Source organism: Novacetimonas sp. GS1, assembly GCF_036686925.1.
In the GTDB taxonomy this organism is placed as follows: domain Bacteria; phylum Pseudomonadota; class Alphaproteobacteria; order Acetobacterales; family Acetobacteraceae; genus Novacetimonas; species Novacetimonas hansenii.
The window spans coordinates 974,103-990,743 of record NZ_VSZP01000001.1 but is presented as its reverse complement, the minus strand read 5'-3'; the positions used below and the strand labels follow the sequence as shown (position 1 = coordinate 990,743).

The 16,641-nt window shown below is 62.8% G+C and carries 22 protein-coding genes; 3 read left to right on the top strand and 19 right to left on the bottom strand.

The features are described from left to right. Positions 1 to 58 precede the first annotated feature (58 nt). The 8 genes from FYB92_RS04555 to FYB92_RS04520 form a co-directional block, all read right to left on the bottom strand. On the bottom strand, positions 59 to 628 hold the full coding sequence (locus FYB92_RS04555; RefSeq protein WP_332828278.1) for a hypothetical protein: 570 nt from the start codon (positions 626 to 628) through the stop codon (positions 59 to 61). Continuing rightward, a complete protein-coding gene (locus FYB92_RS04550) occupies positions 625 to 1,389 on the bottom strand; it encodes a DNA circularization N-terminal domain-containing protein (protein WP_332828277.1) in 765 nt (254 codons plus the stop codon). The genes FYB92_RS04555 and FYB92_RS04550 overlap by 4 nt, the downstream gene beginning before the upstream one ends. Then, complete coding sequence (locus FYB92_RS04545; RefSeq protein ID WP_332828276.1) at positions 1,386 to 3,587, bottom strand: phage tail tip lysozyme; 2,202 nt, start codon at positions 3,585 to 3,587, stop codon at positions 1,386 to 1,388. The genes FYB92_RS04550 and FYB92_RS04545 overlap by 4 nt, the downstream gene beginning before the upstream one ends. Before the next feature lie 156 nt (positions 3,588 to 3,743). Continuing rightward, complete coding sequence (locus FYB92_RS04540) at positions 3,744 to 4,319, bottom strand: phage tail assembly protein (RefSeq protein WP_332828275.1); 576 nt, start codon at positions 4,317 to 4,319, stop codon at positions 3,744 to 3,746. Further along, entirely contained in the window at positions 4,319 to 4,711 is a 393-nt protein-coding gene (locus FYB92_RS04535; protein WP_110094086.1) for a phage tail tube protein, read from the bottom strand. The genes FYB92_RS04540 and FYB92_RS04535 overlap by 1 nt, the downstream gene beginning before the upstream one ends. Before the next feature lie 3 nt (positions 4,712 to 4,714). Then, the gene (locus FYB92_RS04530; protein WP_332828274.1) at positions 4,715 to 6,214 is read right to left on the bottom strand and encodes a phage tail sheath subtilisin-like domain-containing protein; all 1,500 of its coding nucleotides are present in this window, start codon (positions 6,212 to 6,214) and stop codon (positions 4,715 to 4,717) included. After that, positions 6,211 to 6,504: a DUF2635 domain-containing protein gene (locus FYB92_RS04525; RefSeq protein WP_332828273.1), complete on the bottom strand. Its 294-nt coding sequence runs from the start codon at positions 6,502 to 6,504 to the stop codon at positions 6,211 to 6,213. The genes FYB92_RS04530 and FYB92_RS04525 overlap by 4 nt, the downstream gene beginning before the upstream one ends. A gap of 11 nt (positions 6,505 to 6,515) precedes the next feature. Next, positions 6,516 to 7,061 carry a hypothetical protein gene (locus tag FYB92_RS04520; protein ID WP_332828272.1) on the bottom strand — a complete coding sequence of 182 codons (546 nt, stop codon included), beginning with the start codon at positions 7,059 to 7,061 and terminating at the stop codon, positions 6,516 to 6,518. An 8-nt stretch (positions 7,062 to 7,069) separates the two neighbouring features. Here FYB92_RS04520 and FYB92_RS04515 point away from each other — a divergent pair, with 8 nt between their 5' ends. Continuing rightward, positions 7,070 to 7,240 carry an SHOCT domain-containing protein gene (locus FYB92_RS04515; protein WP_332828271.1) on the top strand — a complete coding sequence of 57 codons (171 nt, stop codon included), beginning with the start codon at positions 7,070 to 7,072 and terminating at the stop codon, positions 7,238 to 7,240. A gap of 2 nt (positions 7,241 to 7,242) precedes the next feature. Here the strand turns inward: FYB92_RS04515 and FYB92_RS04510 are convergent, their stop codons facing one another. From FYB92_RS04510 to FYB92_RS04460, 11 genes are all read right to left on the bottom strand, one after another. After that, complete coding sequence (locus tag FYB92_RS04510; RefSeq protein ID WP_332828270.1) at positions 7,243 to 7,827, bottom strand: hypothetical protein; 585 nt, start codon at positions 7,825 to 7,827, stop codon at positions 7,243 to 7,245. Beyond that, on the bottom strand, positions 7,827 to 8,210 hold the full coding sequence (locus tag FYB92_RS04505; protein WP_332828269.1) for a head-tail adaptor protein: 384 nt from the start codon (positions 8,208 to 8,210) through the stop codon (positions 7,827 to 7,829). The genes FYB92_RS04510 and FYB92_RS04505 overlap by 1 nt, the downstream gene beginning before the upstream one ends. Then, positions 8,203 to 8,847: a head-tail connector protein gene (locus FYB92_RS04500; RefSeq protein ID WP_332828268.1), complete on the bottom strand. Its 645-nt coding sequence runs from the start codon at positions 8,845 to 8,847 to the stop codon at positions 8,203 to 8,205. The genes FYB92_RS04505 and FYB92_RS04500 overlap by 8 nt, the downstream gene beginning before the upstream one ends. Positions 8,848 to 8,860: 13 nt before the next feature. Further along, positions 8,861 to 9,208: a hypothetical protein gene (locus tag FYB92_RS04495; protein WP_332828267.1), complete on the bottom strand. Its 348-nt coding sequence runs from the start codon at positions 9,206 to 9,208 to the stop codon at positions 8,861 to 8,863. Between the two features lies 1 nt (position 9,209). Then, positions 9,210 to 9,410 (bottom strand): hypothetical protein, encoded by a 201-nt coding sequence (locus tag FYB92_RS04490; protein ID WP_332828266.1) that lies wholly within the window; start codon positions 9,408 to 9,410, stop codon positions 9,210 to 9,212. Between the two features lie 12 nt (positions 9,411 to 9,422). Beyond that, positions 9,423 to 11,018 carry a phage major capsid protein gene (locus tag FYB92_RS04485; protein WP_332828265.1) on the bottom strand — a complete coding sequence of 532 codons (1,596 nt, stop codon included), beginning with the start codon at positions 11,016 to 11,018 and terminating at the stop codon, positions 9,423 to 9,425. A gap of 87 nt (positions 11,019 to 11,105) precedes the next feature. Next, a complete protein-coding gene (locus FYB92_RS04480; protein ID WP_332828264.1) occupies positions 11,106 to 11,819 on the bottom strand; it encodes a hypothetical protein in 714 nt (237 codons plus the stop codon). A 27-nt stretch (positions 11,820 to 11,846) separates the two neighbouring features. Beyond that, the gene (locus FYB92_RS04475) at positions 11,847 to 13,157 is read right to left on the bottom strand and encodes a phage portal protein (RefSeq protein ID WP_332828263.1); all 1,311 of its coding nucleotides are present in this window, start codon (positions 13,155 to 13,157) and stop codon (positions 11,847 to 11,849) included. Then, entirely contained in the window at positions 13,157 to 14,800 is a 1,644-nt protein-coding gene (locus FYB92_RS04470; protein ID WP_332828262.1) for a terminase TerL endonuclease subunit, read from the bottom strand. Before FYB92_RS04470 ends, FYB92_RS04475 begins: the two co-directional genes overlap by 1 nt. 65 nt (positions 14,801 to 14,865) lie before the next feature. Then, on the bottom strand, positions 14,866 to 15,360 hold the full coding sequence (locus FYB92_RS04465; protein WP_332828261.1) for a phage terminase small subunit P27 family: 495 nt from the start codon (positions 15,358 to 15,360) through the stop codon (positions 14,866 to 14,868). Continuing rightward, positions 15,341 to 15,466 (bottom strand): hypothetical protein, encoded by a 126-nt coding sequence (locus tag FYB92_RS04460; RefSeq protein ID WP_332829033.1) that lies wholly within the window; start codon positions 15,464 to 15,466, stop codon positions 15,341 to 15,343. The genes FYB92_RS04465 and FYB92_RS04460 overlap by 20 nt, the downstream gene beginning before the upstream one ends. A 210-nt stretch (positions 15,467 to 15,676) precedes the next feature. Here FYB92_RS04460 and FYB92_RS04455 point away from each other — a divergent pair, with 210 nt between their 5' ends. Together FYB92_RS04455 and FYB92_RS04450 are read left to right on the top strand one after the other, a co-directional pair. Next, a complete protein-coding gene (locus FYB92_RS04455) occupies positions 15,677 to 16,105 on the top strand; it encodes a hypothetical protein (protein WP_332828260.1) in 429 nt (142 codons plus the stop codon). Positions 16,106 to 16,107: 2 nt separating this feature from the next. After that, the gene (locus FYB92_RS04450) at positions 16,108 to 16,632 is read left to right on the top strand and encodes an HNH endonuclease (RefSeq protein ID WP_332828259.1); all 525 of its coding nucleotides are present in this window, start codon (positions 16,108 to 16,110) and stop codon (positions 16,630 to 16,632) included. Positions 16,633 to 16,641 lie beyond the last annotated feature (9 nt).

Below are 16,641 nucleotides of genomic sequence, written 5' to 3'. Positions count from 1 at the left end.
CGCAACTGATTCGGGTCGTGATGCCGCCGGTGCGCGGTCACGTGCATAACCGTTGTTGTCATGATTGCAGCGCCTCGAAACTGGTGGGCATGAACGCGGGATGGACGGGATCCGCCCTACTGATCAGGTCGTCCGCCCGCGTGGCATCGCCATACAGGCGATAGGCAAGGGACAGCGCGCTGTCGGGAGCAGGCGTAGTAACAGTGATCAGTGCCGCCAGTTGCGCACCGCGTGTCGTGATGTCGATAACGACAGCGGTGCGCAGGGATCGGAGCGCCTGATAGGTCGCATCCTGGTATGCGTCAGCAGCGGCAAGGATTTCGACGTCAAACGCCTGCACCACCTGTGCTCGAATCGACAGAGCATCGTTATACGACGACGGCTCGTATTCGGCGCAGGCGTTGGCCAGTGACACCAGCGCGCATCGCCGGAGCGTCTGCCCCATGGCGCCGACCAATGTCGCGATCGCGGCACCAACCGGCGCCGTGGACGGCAGTGTCGTCGGCGTCCACGTCGCCAGTGACAGGAGCAGGCGGATGGCGTCAGCCGGATCCGCGCACGCGGTGCGCAGGGATTCGGTCAATGCCTGCACCGATGCGCAATATCCGTTGTCTGTTGCCGCAGTCACAGATTTCCAGCCAATTGAGTGGTGAGGACACCTGCATTAGTGATGCCGGTGCGGGCCGTAATGACGCGGCCGATGGCCTGCTCCGGTGTAGTTACGCCGGACAGGAGCGTCGTGCGGCTGCCGTTGGCGTACCGTCCGTAATTGCCGGACAGGCCTGTTACTGCAGACAGGACAAGTCCCGGATCGGAACCGAGGGCCGCGACCTCACCGCCCATGGATCGGGAGGCAGCGACACCAGCAGTCACGACGTCCACACCCTCGGTCAGGGCCGAGCCGACGCCAGACAGAAAATCGGACGTTATCGCCGACGTTGTGCTCAGTGCTGCGGTGCCGACAGCCGCCTGCGTATTCGTGGAGCCGGACGGATAGATGGGGTCGGAACTCTCGATGAATTCCATGCGCACCCCGACGGCCCGCCCCCGGTCCACGCGCTGTTCCGTGGTGATGGGGCCGACCAGACATACGGTTCGAGAACCGAGGGTCGGATGGTACAGGATGCCCGGTCCCGGCTGTTCGGCCGCTGCCAGCAATGCCTGTTCCTGCTGGTAGCAGTCATCGCCCACCACGAACCCGTAGAACGAATATCCCCGGACACCCCGGCCGAGATCTTCGACCCAGACCTCGTTCCGGTAGGGATATTCGTGGACGGTTGTGCGACGACCCATTCGGGTTTCGGAACGCTCTACCGCAAACGGGACGCCACGCCACGAGGCCGGCTGGAGCTGCTCCAACCACGACAACAACAGTTCTTCAACAATCACGGCACTGTCCTGGTCACGTTGCTACGCACGACACGGGTGGCGCCAGACGGGTCCGTCACCTTGGCGCGTGTTCCTGGCGCGGCGGAGACCTCGACACGATGTACAGTGTCCTGCGCCCGGCTGCCTGCCATCGTTGTTGACCCCGACGAGGCTCCGCCAGCCGGTCCTGTCGAGATTGACGCGACCTGCATCGGCGCGCCCGCAGCACCCTGCGAACGCATGAAATCCGCCTGTATGGACTGAGCCAGCGCGCCCCTGCGGTAAGCCTCTCCCGCGCGGTCACCAGGACGTTCATAATACAGGGAGGTCGCAGCCCCTGCTTCGCGGCCGGTATCCTGCATTGCGATGTGCCGTCCGGCCGCACGTTCGGCGCCCTGACGCAGTTCGTAATTGACGGCCTGCAACTGCTGCGCATAGTTCATGCGCCAGATAGACATGCCGAAATGTCGTTCGATATCCGCCAGTCGATCTGGATGCCACTGGGCAACCCCAGCAGCGCGCCCACCGTCCCCGACGGCGCGTTCGTTCAGCCCGCTTTCCCGGCGCAGGTTGGCTACGATCCCGGCGGCCTGACCGGGCGTCCAGCCCTGACTGACAAAATAGCGCATGGCTTCGGTCGTGCGCTGGCTGGTCTGGGCACTGGACAGACTGCTGCCTGAAGCAGGCCCGGATGCCCGCATTCCGCTGGTGCCCCCCGCACGGTCAAGCGCATTTTCCATGCGGTCGAGGACCGGGGAGATGTTACTCCAGGCCCCCTGAAAAACACTGATGATGCCGTCCCATAGGCCGGAAAACAGATTTTTGAGGCCGCTCCAGTGCTTCCATATCTCATAGGCGGCCAGACCTATTCCTGCGACGGCAGCAACGGCCAGTCCTGCAGGAGAGACCAGGGCCGGGATGATACCTGCCCCCACTGACACAATCACACGCCCTAGAGAACGTACAGCGGCTCCGGCGCGCGTCGCCATCGATCCAATGCCGCCCCTCCCTGCGGCTGACGTGGCAGCGAGAGCTTCCTGTGCCGTAGCCGCCTCCTTGGCTGCCGCTGTCCCCACTCGCATCTCCCTGATCCACAAGGCCAGCTTGAGTATGGATTTCCCTATGGCGAAGCCAAGCCCAAACCACGGGGCAGCCAGACGCATGGCAAAGCCACCCGCCATCAGGACCAATAGGTCACGGATTGCTTTTCCTGGACCTCCCAGCAGGTTTGTCACCCACAGGATACGATTTCCCCATCGTTGGAATCTCTGTCCCACAGCATTCCAGTCGATGGCCTTGAGCCAGTCGGCAAAACGCTGCACCCCGTCACCGAGCGCATTTATGCCTGCGGTGACTTTCGGGTTTGTCGCAATCCAGTCCGCAAACTGCGTCAGCAGCGGCCCCAATATCGGGGCCAGACGTTCGGAAATGCGATTTCCCAGACCCTCCACGGCAAGCGTAAGACGCGTCTGCGCTTCACGAAACGTATCGGCGGCCTGCGCCGTCTGGGGCGTGATGTGCAGATAGCGTTCGGCGGCCTGCTGGTATTCACGGATTCCAGCGGACCCACGGCGCAGGAATGGTAGCATGGCGGCGGCGGATCCGCCGAACAGGGCCGATGCGGCCTGCGCCTGCGCATACGGATCCTTGAGCGACGCGATCTTGTCCGCCAGTTCTGGCAACACGTCTGTCACGCTGCGGGCCTGCGTGGCATTTTTACGGAACGCCACGCCCAGCGTGTTCATCATGACCACGGCGCTGGCATTCCTGCCGCCGACCGCGTCGTAGAGGTTTTGTCCCAGCGCCCCCAGGCCGTTGGTCAATGCCTCGCCCGAGGAGCCTGCCATCTGGGCAGCACCCTGCAGGGTGCCCAGCGTCTGGGCGGTAATGCCCATATTGCGTGAGACATTCCCCAGTTCGGTGCCCCAGTTGGACCATGCAGCAACCATGCGGTACATGCCGCCCAGCGTGGCCGCGCCAGAAATGGCACCGAGCGGGGCAATGATGGATGACAGGCGCTGGAATGCATCCCGCGCACTGCGGCCGATATTGCCCAGCGCGCGCGCAATCCCGGAAACGCCGGTCGTGTGCATCAATCGTGTGACCGCTCCCCCCAGTTTCCGGAACGGGGCCAGGGCACGGTTCGCATTCTGGTTGATGCGGTTCAGCGTTTTCGACAGGTTGTCGACCGCTGAAATCGTAACGGCGTAACCGGCCATGACACCTCAACCCGAGAAACTGGGGAAATTATTGCTGCGCGCGCGCAGCTTCTTTTGCCTGCCGGTTTGCTTCGCGGCAGGCCTCAATCAACTGCGACCCGGTCATGCCCCAGAACGCCGCCGGGTCGCACCCGTAGTGTTTTGCGAGATCCCAGGTCAGCTGGCGCCAGTTTGACGGCCAGCCATGGAAAAAACCTCGATCGCGCGCGCAGCCTTCATCACGATCGTGACGGGGAAACGATGCACGTTCGCGGACGGCACACCGGTCACAAGACTTACCAAGGCCATCTGGTATCGTAACTGCGATGCAGGCCCCTGCGAATTGCGCAGGTGACTGTTTGCCTTGATGGCCTCCCCCGACGTGGGTTCGCGCAGGGACAGCGAGGTATATTCGATATTCCCCACCGTAACCGGCGCGGGAAACACGAACTCTGTTTCTGATTCGTCCAGCTCGAAACTTTCGACCTCAGATGCGATTGCATCCGACAGCCGTTCTGCACCGGTTACCATGATCGAAATGGGCAGATCGTTGACTGCGGATTCGGGAAGCCCGCTGGCCTTGGCGACGAGATCGCGGGCGAAAATCACGGACGCTTCCGGGTTTGCGCCCGTCTCGATCGCGCGCCAGGCGAGAAACATTTTCTGCGCCTCGGGCTCGGTCAGGACAAGTTCGGGGATCTCGCCCCCGGCATGGCGCAGTGGCGGATCAAGGGGAATGGCAATGGGTTGCATCAGCTACTGCTTTCCATGACCGGGCCTTCGAATTTGACCTCGAATGTGCCTTCGGCCGTGTTCACGCCACCGACGTCGGTGGCGATCAGGTAGGAACCCGCGACAATTTTGCCGCTGGCGAGGATCGCGACGACGGAGACGGGGCCGATATTGACGATGTTGGCTTGCGACATGGTCGCGGAATCGCGCAGGGTGGCCGAGATGAACCCGGCCTTGATGTTTTCCGTCCATCCCTGCAGGCCACTCTGCCCGACGAGGTATTCCCGTTTCACGGTGGTGGCGTCGTAGGTCAGCTCACTTGCGACATCGACGGCGACGCCGTTGATTTCAAGACTGGCAACGCCCGCGCGCGCGTTCTGCGGCGAGGGCGTTCCGCTATAGATATCGACCATCAGTTATCCAGGAATGAAATTGACTTTCATCGCGATTACCCGCAACTGCCCGACCAGGTTGAAGGGCAACAGCAGCGCGACGGTGCCATTGCCCAGGTTCTGGGCGCTGGCGGCCGCTTTGAACGCGGCGTAGTTCTGGGCATTCCCGTCGTCGCAATACTGTTTGTAGCGCGCGATGGCAGATGCCAGGACGGTCTGGCTGGTGACCAGATTGGATCCGCCGGGGATATTGGTCCCGTCGGCGACCAGTTTCTTGCGGGCGTAGATGGCCTGCAGCCACGCCTGCATGTCGCGGATCAGGGCCACCAGACTGTACGGCGTTTCGACGTTCAGCCAGGTCGTGTCGGCGCCACCGGCGGCGTCCTTCTGGTAGAAGGTAATCGCCCGATCAATCACGACCTGCCCGGTTGCATTGACGGTGAACGTACTGATCCCGTCATACAGCAGCGTGTTGCGTTCCGAAATGTCGAACCGGCTGGCAAGCGGCGGTGCTTTTACCGGGATGACCAGATCCTGCAGCGGCAGGCCCGGATCCGCGCGCAGGCTGACGGCACATGCCCCGGCATATCCCGCCGCCCAGAGCCACGCGGGATCCGGAGAGTCATCGAACCCCATCGGCGTGCCCTGATACGCATTGCGGGCTGCGCCAGCCGTGCCCAGGGCACCGACCGTGCCGCGCAGGGCGCAGAAATACCCGCCATACAGCATCTGGCTCCACGCCCAGCGTCCCGTGGTATCGTCGAGGAACTGATCCAGCAGGTCCAGCGATGCCGTGTCGGTATAGGGCATGATGATGAAATCGAACGTCTGCTCGCCCAGATTCAGGAGCGTGGCGGACAGGCCGGTGTCCGGGTTCTGCGTCCCGCCGGACATGGCGGTGAACGTCAGCGTCAGGCCTGCGGGGATGTTTTCGCCGCCTGCACTGCCGAGATAGGCGGCGCGCAGGTCGATCTCGTTCCCGCACGGCCCCTTGTTCAGGGCCGTGAACGTCACGGGCACGCTGCCGTCGGTATTGGCCGCGCCCGGCGCAGCGGTGACCATGATGTCCTGGGTGGCGTTGACGGCGGCCACGATCGCGGCGGCAATGTCCGTCAACGCCATGCCCAGCGTCACGCCGACCGCGACATAGGTACCCCCGATATATAGCGGGATTGTGCCGCTGGCCGTCAGGGTGCCGGAAACGGTCAGTGAGCCCGTTGCCACGACCGCCGCAGGATCATCGTCCTGTGGTGCAATCCAGACCTCGCCAAATGAATCTGCGTCCAGATATCGTGTATAAATCAGTTCCGCGATGGACCCGGCCCCCAGGCTGACACGAGCGTCGGAAATGCCGGTCGCGAGGAATGGGGTGTTTGCGACCGCGTTCCCGCTGGACAGCTTCTGGCCGAGGATCAGGGTGCGCAGGTTCTGGCTGCCACCCTGATTCTGGGGATCAATCTCGGCAAATACGCCATGCGTGCGCTGGCTGGTCGGGTAGCTGTTGAACGTGATCAAGCCGCTCATGCGTGGGCCTGTTCAGCGGTTGTGGCCGCAGCCGGTGTTGCAGGAATGGGGGATGGCGTTGCAGCAGCGGTCCCGGCGGATGCGGCCGGGGAGGCGCTGGATGCCTTGGCGGGGGCAACAGGCGTTGTGGCGGGGGACGTTCTGGTCACGTCACCGACGCGCAGACGGCGCTGCCAGTAGAACGAGGCGGGGATGCCGTTGCGGTCGGGGACCTCGACGCCACTGGCCGGGATCACGGCGTGCGTGATCGGGTCGCGGATCTGGAGACCCGCAGCAGGATAAAGGCGCATATTTTCCTGGATTATTTCTGGAGATTGTCCGCGACGAACGTGGCGAACGGGTCGCCGCTCGTCTGGTCGGTGATGCTGGCCTTGATCTCGTCCAGCGGGGTGATCGGGATCTGGAACCCCTCGACGTCGGTGATGGTCACGTCGATCGAGAAATCGAACTGCCACCACAGCCGCGCCCGGTTCGGGTCACCGACCAGGCCGCCGCGCGCATAGCGGAACCCCTGCGCGGCGTTGATATCGGGAGGACGCCAGTTGAGGAGCGCTGAAAATAGACTGGTTTTCAAATCGCTGACTGCGGTTGTCGCGGCGGCCTGCCCCCTGCGATCGGTGCTGTTATCCAGCAGGCACATGACCATGAACGTCTCGGTCACCACCTGTTGCAGTCCGGTCAGCTTGAGATTGGGGCCGGGCTCGTCATCCAATGGCACGACGTACCCGCAGGGGCACGCCATCCATGCCTGATCCTGGGCAAGGGCATATTCAGCAGCCCCCGCCACCCGACCGCCAAAGACCGGAGCATAGGTCCGCATCTGGCTGATGATCGTATCGATATTCATGAATTATATTGCTCGACGTAGTAATCGCCATGCGCGGCGACAACGCTGCGCGCCTGGAGACTGTGAACACTGCGCCCGACCTGGTCTCCCAACTCTCACAGTTGGCAAAACTTAAAGAGGTCGGCGTCCTGTCCCAGGAGGAATTTGATACAGCCAAACGAAGACTGATCGCAGGCTGACATCACGCGGATGGTTTTTCCAGTTTGATGCCCTGCTGGACCGCGCGGCGGATGCGTGGGCCGAGCGAGGTTTCCCGTTGCGCCAGGGCTATTTCGAGAAATGGGCGTGCCGTCAGGACACGGGATTTCCCGACCGCCTTGTTGCCCCGGCGGTAGGTGCGTCCGCTGATCTGCGTTCCTTTGGTCGCGCGACCACCCGCGCCACCGGAGCTGCTCCGTCCGCCGCCGTGGGCACCGGCCTCGAGAAACAGGGCATAAAATGCCGTGTCACGGATCGCGACGCCTTCGCCGGAGCGGAACGGCCGCACCTTGATCGAGCGGGCCAACGTGCCAGTGATCTTGGCCGGGATCTGTCCGGGCGCGGATGCCCGGTATTTCCCCGCCTTGTATCCCCCGCGATATGGCCCTGCTGAGCCGCCGGGGCCGTAATACAACCTGCCGCCACCAGAACTCTGCCGCAGTAGGGTGCGGGCCGTGGCTGCGACCTCGCTTCCAGCCTGCCGGAACACACGGGCGAGGGATTTTTTGTCAAATACGAGATTGTCCGCCGACAGGGTGACATTCATCCGGATTGCCGGTGTTGCCATCAGACGTTCTTTTCCTCCTCGCACTCCACGATTACGAACCGCTTACGGCCGTCGATCTCGCGGATTCGACGCACGCGGAATGTCTCGGTCCGGGTCGTGCCGTCCGGCAGCAGGGTCGAACGGGTGATAGCGTAGGCGTTCGGCAGAGAGTTCTGCCAGCGCATGAAAATGCGGTGCGTTATGGGGCTGTCGACCTGCTCGTTTCCACCAGCAGCCCCCCAGAACGTCAGGGCGCCGACCGGCTGCACGTCAGCGCGCACGGTGGCCACCGGCATAGGGGTTTCCACGACGCTCGTGCTATTGGGATCAGGCACCTGCACACGCTGCACGATCTGCACGGGCCAGCGCAGGCGGCCCAGCGGGAACGATTGGGGTTCAGGCATCGGCATCCCCGAAGCTGTACAGGCGGTACGGCCACAGCAGGTTTTTCACGGCCTCGGGCATTTCGCCCCCGTCGTCGCCGCGATGTTCATACAGGAACGTCGCCATCATCAGGATGGCCAACTGGATCGGCAGAGGGACGGATGTTCCGTCCGCACCATACCCGGCTACGAAGTCGATCACGATATGATCGGACGGCAATGTTGCAACGCCCGCATGCAGGCGCACACGCGCCGGGTCCGTCATCAGGTCCAGCGAGTACTGGTCCGTCGACAGGACGGTGTCTGACTGCCCCCATTCCCCGACGGAGATCGAACTGACGGCCTGCACCGGCGCGCGCGGAAGTTCGATCGGCCGCTGGAACAGCATGGAATAGGGCATCCACAGCGGGAAAATATAGGCCGTGAACGGGACGAGCGGGAACTGGTTGATGGGGGCCTGATGCGCCATGACCCAACGCAGGGTCTGCGTGATCAGGGCGCGCCCGAGGAACTGCTCCACCGCCTGGCGCGCGCCCGTCAAATACATGGCCAGCAGGGTATTGTCGTAATCGTAATCGATACGGGCATGCTGCTGCAGGACCTGTACCGTGACAGGTTCCGTGGCCGGGGGCGTCACGACCGAGACGGAAGAGTACATTCAGGCAGTTCCGTTACGCGGTGGACGGCGTGGATGCGGTGGTCGCAGGAGCGACCTTGGTCGCTGCTGGTGCCGTAGCGACAGGCGCGGGGGAGACCGGCACGTCCTGCGGTGTCGTCTCCGTCGCCCTGGCGCGTTCGCTTGCGCTCTGCACGACGCGGGTCGTGTCCAGTCCCGCCGCCGCAGGATCGACGGGCGACTGCTGCGGGCCACGGACATGGCACCGGGACGTACCCGGCACCGTGCTGCCCTCGATATTTTCCAGACCTGGCGAGAGGCTCTGCGCGTTTCTGGCGGTCGGATCGACCGTCAGGGGCTTCACGCCGGAAATCTGTTCGACGGTGCGGTATGGCGTGTCCATGTCAGCCCTTCCTCATCGTCCCGCGAACGGGCGCCTTCTGGGAGGAATCGCCCTGTGGCGTGCGGCCATCATTGACGATGATCCCCACGCCGAGCCTGACCAGCATGGCGGCACGGGCCGGGGAAAACCCGGCCTCCACCCCGCGATTGTAACACTGCCACGAGCGGGTAAAGCGCACCGTCTGTTCGCCTGATAACTGCATGTCCAATTCTCCTTACGCGATGCCCGCTTCGGTGCCGCCCGGTGCAACCGTCGCGCCGTTGCCGGGGTTGTTGGAGCCCGTGGGCGGCGTGCCCCACGTGCTGGCCGCAGCCGAGCCTGTGCCGCTGGGCGCCTGCACGTAGTAGGCGGCGCCGCCATTGGGCGTGTAACCGGTCGGTGCCCAGCCCGGAACGGTGGCGACGGCCAGCGAGGCCTGATGGCGCAGGCCGAAATCGTGTTCGCTGATCACGCGGAACACCGTCTGGTCACGACGGAACGCACTGACCTGCGCACCGCTCGTGTCCTGGTAGACAGCCACGTCGGACGCATCGATATAGATCTCGTATGTGTCCGCGATCACCACGTCCTTCATGTCGGCCATGAAGATGTAGGCCCCGTTGTTCACGGGTGCGGCCGTGGTGCCGGTGTTGATGTTCGACGGCAGCTGCTGGCTGATCTTGAGCGGATGTCCCATCAGGCGCGGATCGTCACCGGACAGTTCGTCGCGGAACACGAAGTTGCCCACGCCGTCGCGCAGCGTCATCAGATACATCTTGACCGACGGTGTGGTGATCCACGTCGGGCGGATCATCATGCTCATGCCGTTTTCAAGCAGCAGGAGCATGCCCTGCAGCACCGAAACGACTGCCGTAAGGATCGCCGCGTTATCCGTGGCGGCATCGCCGGTCGCAACGGGCAGCGCGGTCGCGATGATTTTGTTGGCCGCCGCCGCTTGGTTGAGCATCCCGATCGGGCTGTTGCCAGAGCCGTCACCCGTCAGGAACGCCAGATCCTCACGGCGCGCCATGGTCTGCAGCAGGTCGTCGCGGACTAGGGCCTCCACGCCGATGGGGCTGCGGCGGATCAGGTCATTGCTGACCGGAACCAGCGCGGTCAGCTTTTTGGCGTTGAGCTGCAAGTCATCGAACGTTTCCTGCGAAACGCTGATGTCATCCAGTTCCCCGGTGTATCCCGCGCTGGCACCCGCCGCGAGACGCGGAATGGTCAGGTTGCCGCCCGGCATGGGGATCGTGGTGGGATCGGAATCACGGACCACGGTGCGGGCGCGCAGCAGTTCAATGATCTCGGTGGCGAAGGCCTGCGGGATAAGGGCACCACCGGCGGCCGTGCCGGTGGTGTTCAGCGCCTTGGCGACTTCCTTGTCGCGGAAACGCTTTTCCACCCATGCCGAGGCTTCACGCATGCCGCACGTCTTGGCCTTCAACTGGCCCAGAATGAAACGTGCCGCCTTGAACCCCTTGGGCTCCTGCTGGCGCAGCGCGGGCTCGACGCGATAGGCGCTGCGCGTGACACGGGGGCCGAAACCACGTTCCTCGTTGTCCAGCGGTGTATCGGGGTCGCCCATGGTCTGCGGTTCATTTTCCGGATCCAGCGGATCGGCGTTCTCGCCCTCAAGGTTCAGGACCGCTTCCGCGCGACCGATGCGGTCGTCCAGTGCGGCGATTTCGGCCTGCAACTGGGAGATGGCGTCGAGGTCTTCCTGCGGCAGGCTCTCGTCGTCGGGGAGGCCGGCCTCCTTGTTGACCAGGGCCTTGATGGCGGCGACCTTCTGGGCGCGCTTGTTCTTCAGTTCATGGAGTTTGACCAATGATCGCTCCGGTCAATAAAAAAGGCGCCCGAAGGCGCCTTGCATGATCAAGCGGGGAGGAGGCCCGTCCGGGCCGTCACTCGGTGGTCAGAGGGTGGACGCCAGTGCCTGACGCGCACGCTTCTGACGGGCGATGCGATTGCGGCTGGCCGCCGCTTCGCGCTCTGCCTTTTCGATGTCGGGATCTGCCGCGCGCGTCTGCGCATCGGGGGCTTCCGGCAAAGTTGGAGAAGGGGTCGGGTCGGTGCCCGTCCCGTCATTTTCAGGGTCATCGTCGCGCAGTGCGTCGGGATTGCACGGCACGCTGACCAGGCTGAACTCCAGCAGTTCCTGCCGTTTGAAATCCATCGGCAGGAAAAACGTGTCATCGTCCTCCCGCTCACGGGAGATGTCGTATTCCAGCGGACGGAAACCGACACTCGTGGCGGGCAGGAAGCCGTCGCGGCTCAGACGGAACGCCGCTTCGGCGCGATCACCTGCATGCGGGATATCCGCCGGTGCGAACTCGACGGTGGCTTTCAGCATACCATCTTCGACGCCGATATCCACGCAGCGCCCGATCGGGAATTTGTCCTGGTCGTGCGCCCACAGGACAACCGGGTTTTTGCGGTAGTTCGTCAGGTCCCACCCATCGATGGAAATGACGTCGCCCTCGCGGTCGGGATCCGGCGTGCTAATGACGTAGCGAAGGGTGCGCTCGGACGGTCCCGGCTGCACCTCGCTGATGACGTCCTTGCGGATCTGGACGTTTTCGGGGTGTCGGCCCTTGCAGGCCAGCGACTTGAATCGCTTGGTGGTCATGAGTTTCGCCATGCGGCGCATATCCCATCAGGTCTGGGCGGCAGGGTCCGGCGCGGTGATGCGGGCCGGGTCATCGACTGCGGGCGCGGTCGATGCCGCGCCGGTATTGAGGGGCACGCGATACTCGTCCCCGCGGGGATAGGGGTTCATGCCCTCCCGGGCGCGCCATTCATTCGCGCTGATCAGCCCGGAATTGACGGCGGCTACCCCGGCCGTGACACGCGACTGCATGTCGCCACGCAGTAGTTCGTCAAAATTAAAGCGCACCCGCAGCCGCGCCTTTTCTTCCGAAAACACCAGTCGACTGTGGATCTGTTCCTCGGCCTGGCGGGCCTTCGGGATCAGGGCGTTGTCAATGTATTCCTGACTGGCGTTCTCGAAATTGCTGATCGTGACCTTGTCGCCACGACCGATCTTGTGGGGCGGGACACCGAACATGCCGCAGATGTCGATGTCCTCTTTTTCCCGCACCTCCAGGAACTGCGCTTCATCGGCGGTCATGCCGATGCGCTCATATTCCATTCCTTCCTCGAGCACGGCGGTTTTGCCGGTGTTATCGACGCCGCCGTAGGCATTGCGCCAGCTGCTCGCGATACGGGCGGCCGTCTCTTTCGACAGCGACTTGGCCGTTTTCAGGACGCCCTGAATCTGCGTACCATTGCGAAACAGCGTGGCGCCATGCCGCTGGGCGGCGATGGCAAGCCCGATTGCCTCGGGGCAGGCCATGATGGGCGAGATGCCCATGTATCCGTCCAGCGTAAACCCGCGCAAGTGGATCATGTCATCCTGATGCAGGCGGATGCCTTCCCCCACCAGCGGATGGCTGATGTGGTAGAATATCCAGCCGCGTGGTGACATCAGCACCGACACGCGGTCGGGCATGATCGGGATGAGCGATCGGGGCTGCCCATTCTGGCCGCGCACGATGGCCACGTAGGAATTACCCCGCATGCATAGGCAGACCGTGACGTAGAACCAGAACTGATAGGCGGTCATCCAGCGATTGGGTGACGCCAGCAGTTGCGCCAGCGGATGTGTGGTCGTGACCAGGGCACCGCGTCCGTTGGGCAGGATTTCCTGCACCTGCAGCGGTATTTTCGCCAGGTCCTCGGATATGCGGTTCACGCACGAAAACACGGCTGCGGCCTGCATCGCCGTGAACGGCGTGACCGGCAGGCCGGTGGCTGATGGCAGCGCCCCGAGGCCTGCGGACAGCCATGATGGGTAGGAGCCCGATGCAAAGCCGTCCGCCTTGGTACGGGTTGCGGGCAGACTGAGACGTGGCTCCCTGCGTTCGACCGCCCGGCGCGGGGAAAACAATGATGGCAGTAGGGCCATTACAGAACCATGATCCCCCGTTCCTCGTAAACTGACGCGCCGTCATCCACCAGCAGGCGGGACCTGCCCATGATCAGGGCGACGGGGCCGTCGATTTTGTTTTTGCCTTCGGCCTTTCGTGGATAGACCTGCTCCTTGGCGTCCACGCGGGCCTCCACGTTTGACATCATCCACGTCATGGGATGGGTGGGGCCGCACCCATGGACAATCCGCACCGCGTCGATTTCAGCGTCCACCTGTTTCATCGGCTCCGAATAATTCCGGGCGTTCTGGTCGAACTGGACGACGTTCGCGCCCTTGGACATCAGGCGCGTGACCAGATAGGTTGCCTGTGCCGGGTCGAACACGATCTCGTCGACGACAAACTGCGTGCGCAGCAGGTCGATATCCGCCTCGATGCGTTCGTAGTCGATGATCTCCCCGTCGGTTACGATCAGGGATGGGAGGCTGCCGTCGGTGCCGTAGGCCCACCCACGATAGTGATCGGCACCGTCCGCGTTCTCGACCGCTGCCTCTGGCAGGTAATAGCGCCCGAACGTCGCGATGCGACCGTCAGGGAGAGGCACCAGCATCTGCAGGGCAGCGATGTCTTTCTTGGACGCCAGATCCATCGCCAGGACGGCGCGACGGCCATGCAGGGCATCCTCGCTGAACGCCGGGTCGTAACAGGACGCCCACGACTGCATGTTGAAAAATGCGTTCCGGGCGTTCACCCAGAGGTTGAGGTGTTTGGTCTTGAACGTCGACTGCAGGCGCGGATTTCGGATTGCCGCAGTCTGTCGCGCGATCAGGAACTCCTCCTGCACGGACACCCCGATATTGGGGTTCGCCTTGCGCAGGGCCTCGATCGTGGTCCAGTCGTCTTCCGGGTCGATCGTCCATTCGACGAAAAACCGCTCGTCGTCCACGAAAATGCCCTGCAGCATCTTCCGGCCGGTCTGGATCTCGTCGTAGCAGGGGCAGGCAATGTTCGAGCCTGCCGTGGTGATCCCCCACAGGATGGGCTGGTCACGCGCCCCCATGCCAGTCAACATCGTGTCCCACAGGTCCGACGTGTCATGCTCGTGGTATTCGTCCACGATGGCGCATGAGGGGGAAGCGCCGTCGCCGGGCTTGCCGATCACGGGTTCGAACCGGCTGCCTGTGCTGACGACGTGCAGGTTCGAGGCATTGACGCCCACGCCGTAGAACGACCGGAAATCCGGTGTCTTGAGCGCCATTTCACGGGCGGGGCGAAATACCTCCCACGCCTGTTTTTTTGACGTGGCGCCGCAATAGACCTCGGCACCGGCCTCGTGGTCCGCTGCCAGCATGTACAGGCCGACAGGGGCAGAGAGAGCCGATTTCCCGTTTTTGCGCGGGACCACGATCAGGATTGTCCTGAACCGGCGCAGCCGTGTTGTCCGGTGGCGCCAGCCAAACACGTTCACCAGGATGAACGACTGCCAGGGCTCGAGCCGGATCAGCTCTTTTTTCTGCGCCCATTTGCCCTTGGTGTGGGGCATGAGTTCGGTGAACTCGCAGACGCGCTCCGCCTCGGCCGCGTCCAGTTCGTATGGCCAGTCCGCGTCACGCGCCAGGTCGGAGAGAAATCGGGCGCACGCCAAACGCACCCACTGGCACGCAGGGATTGCCCCCGACACGACCTCGTCCGCATACCGGATGGCCGCATCAACGTGAGGCTGCGGCGGCGGTTTGCGTGGTTTTTTTACCCGATTTTCTGGAAGGCATTTTCTTTTTGCTGCCCTTCCGCTCCGACTTTCGACCGGTCGGCCGGTGTCAGGCCGAATTTCGCCAGCCACATTGCCACCCTGCGGTTTGCATCAGCGATGGCGGCAACCTCGGGGCGCATACGCACCATTGGACCGCTCTTGCCTATTGTCACGTATGTTTGCGCACCGGCCGCAGCGACCTCGATTTCACGCATGATTGGCGTATCGTCGTCGCACATCCCATCGGGCACCTGCGTGACGATGGGACGTGCGAGGGATGCCCGCGCCTCCAGTTCATCCGCGACCGCCTCGCACAACCCCTCGAGCGCGAGGCCGTCCGCCGTGGTCAGGACACCCATTCCATCGAGCAGGCGCGCGGCTTTCGTCCACACCGTCTTCGCCCGCTTTGACAGGCCCGCTGGCGCAGTTGGACGTGCCCGCTTGGGCTTCGGCTCTTTGGGGTTGACCCGGTCAGACCGAGTTGTCCCCATCACCATCTTTAGGTGGGTTGGTTTCCTTGGACGCGCCATTCAGCGCCTCTCTCCACGCTTCAAGGCCGTGCGCGACAAGGTGGCGGACGGCCTCTGATCGATTCATTCCATGGGTCAATGCCCATTCATCGAGCGTCGCAGTTAACTCGGGGGAGAACCGGACGCCCACGAGTGGATGGCGACCGGTTGCAGGTCTTCCACGTTTTTTTGGTTTAACCTTTATTGACGATGTCATGCCTTTTGGTTTAACCAAAAATGCAGATCGGGACAAGGCGGCCACCTCGTCCCGATCCTAACCCAAGGCAAGGAGACTCCCATGCCCAAGGCTAATGCCACTCATACCACAGGACGGCGCCGCTTCCTCGAGCAACTTGCGACAGCATCGATCGCATCGACTCAGATTGCCTGCGCCGATGCCCATCACGCTAATACGGATGCGAAACTTATCGCGCTGTGCCATCGCTTCGATGCGGTTCAAGATGAGATATTGTCCTTCTATGAAGGCGGTTTACGATATGTCGAGGACGAAGCTGAGCGAGACCGATTAATCGAGCCTTTCGAAGACCAGCAAGCTGAGTTGTTGGAAGCCATGTGCGTGCTGCGCGCCATGACGCCCGAAGGGCACGTTGCCCGAGCGCGGACATTTGTAAAATGGTGGCCGCATGCGCTGTTGAAGATTGGCCCCGGTAATTGTTGGGACGAGCGTATGGTCGGCAGCTTAGTCCGTGACATGGCGGCTATCTGACTATGAGCAAGCCTCGTGCCAAGAGTCCGCTGACATGGGAACGCCTACGTGAGGTTCTCGACTATGACCCAGAAACGGGAATCTTTACGTGGCGTCTCCGCTTTGGAAAGGACGGCAGAAAATTAGGATGGTCGGGCAAGGTCGCAGGCAACATATGTCAGGCGTCTGGCTATCGGATCATAGGCATTGACGGAATTACCTATCGAGGCGGCCGACTGGCGTGGCTTTACATAAACGGGGAATGGCCGCCATGCGTGGTGGATCATATTGATTGCGACCGAGCGAATGATCGGTATGCGAACTTACGTCTCGCCAGCATCAGCGAGAATGCCAGAAACACAATATCGCTGGCCAATGCTCTTGGAGCGAAGGGTGTCGTGCAAACTGCCAGTGGGAAATTCCGTGCCCAGATTTTCGACCGGGGATCCGTGCTTCATCTGGGGGTTTACTCAACTCAAGAGGAAGCACATGCCGCATATTGTGGGGCAGCCATCGCTCTCTATCGGGATTTTTTCAACCCTGGATAGCCTGCAGAC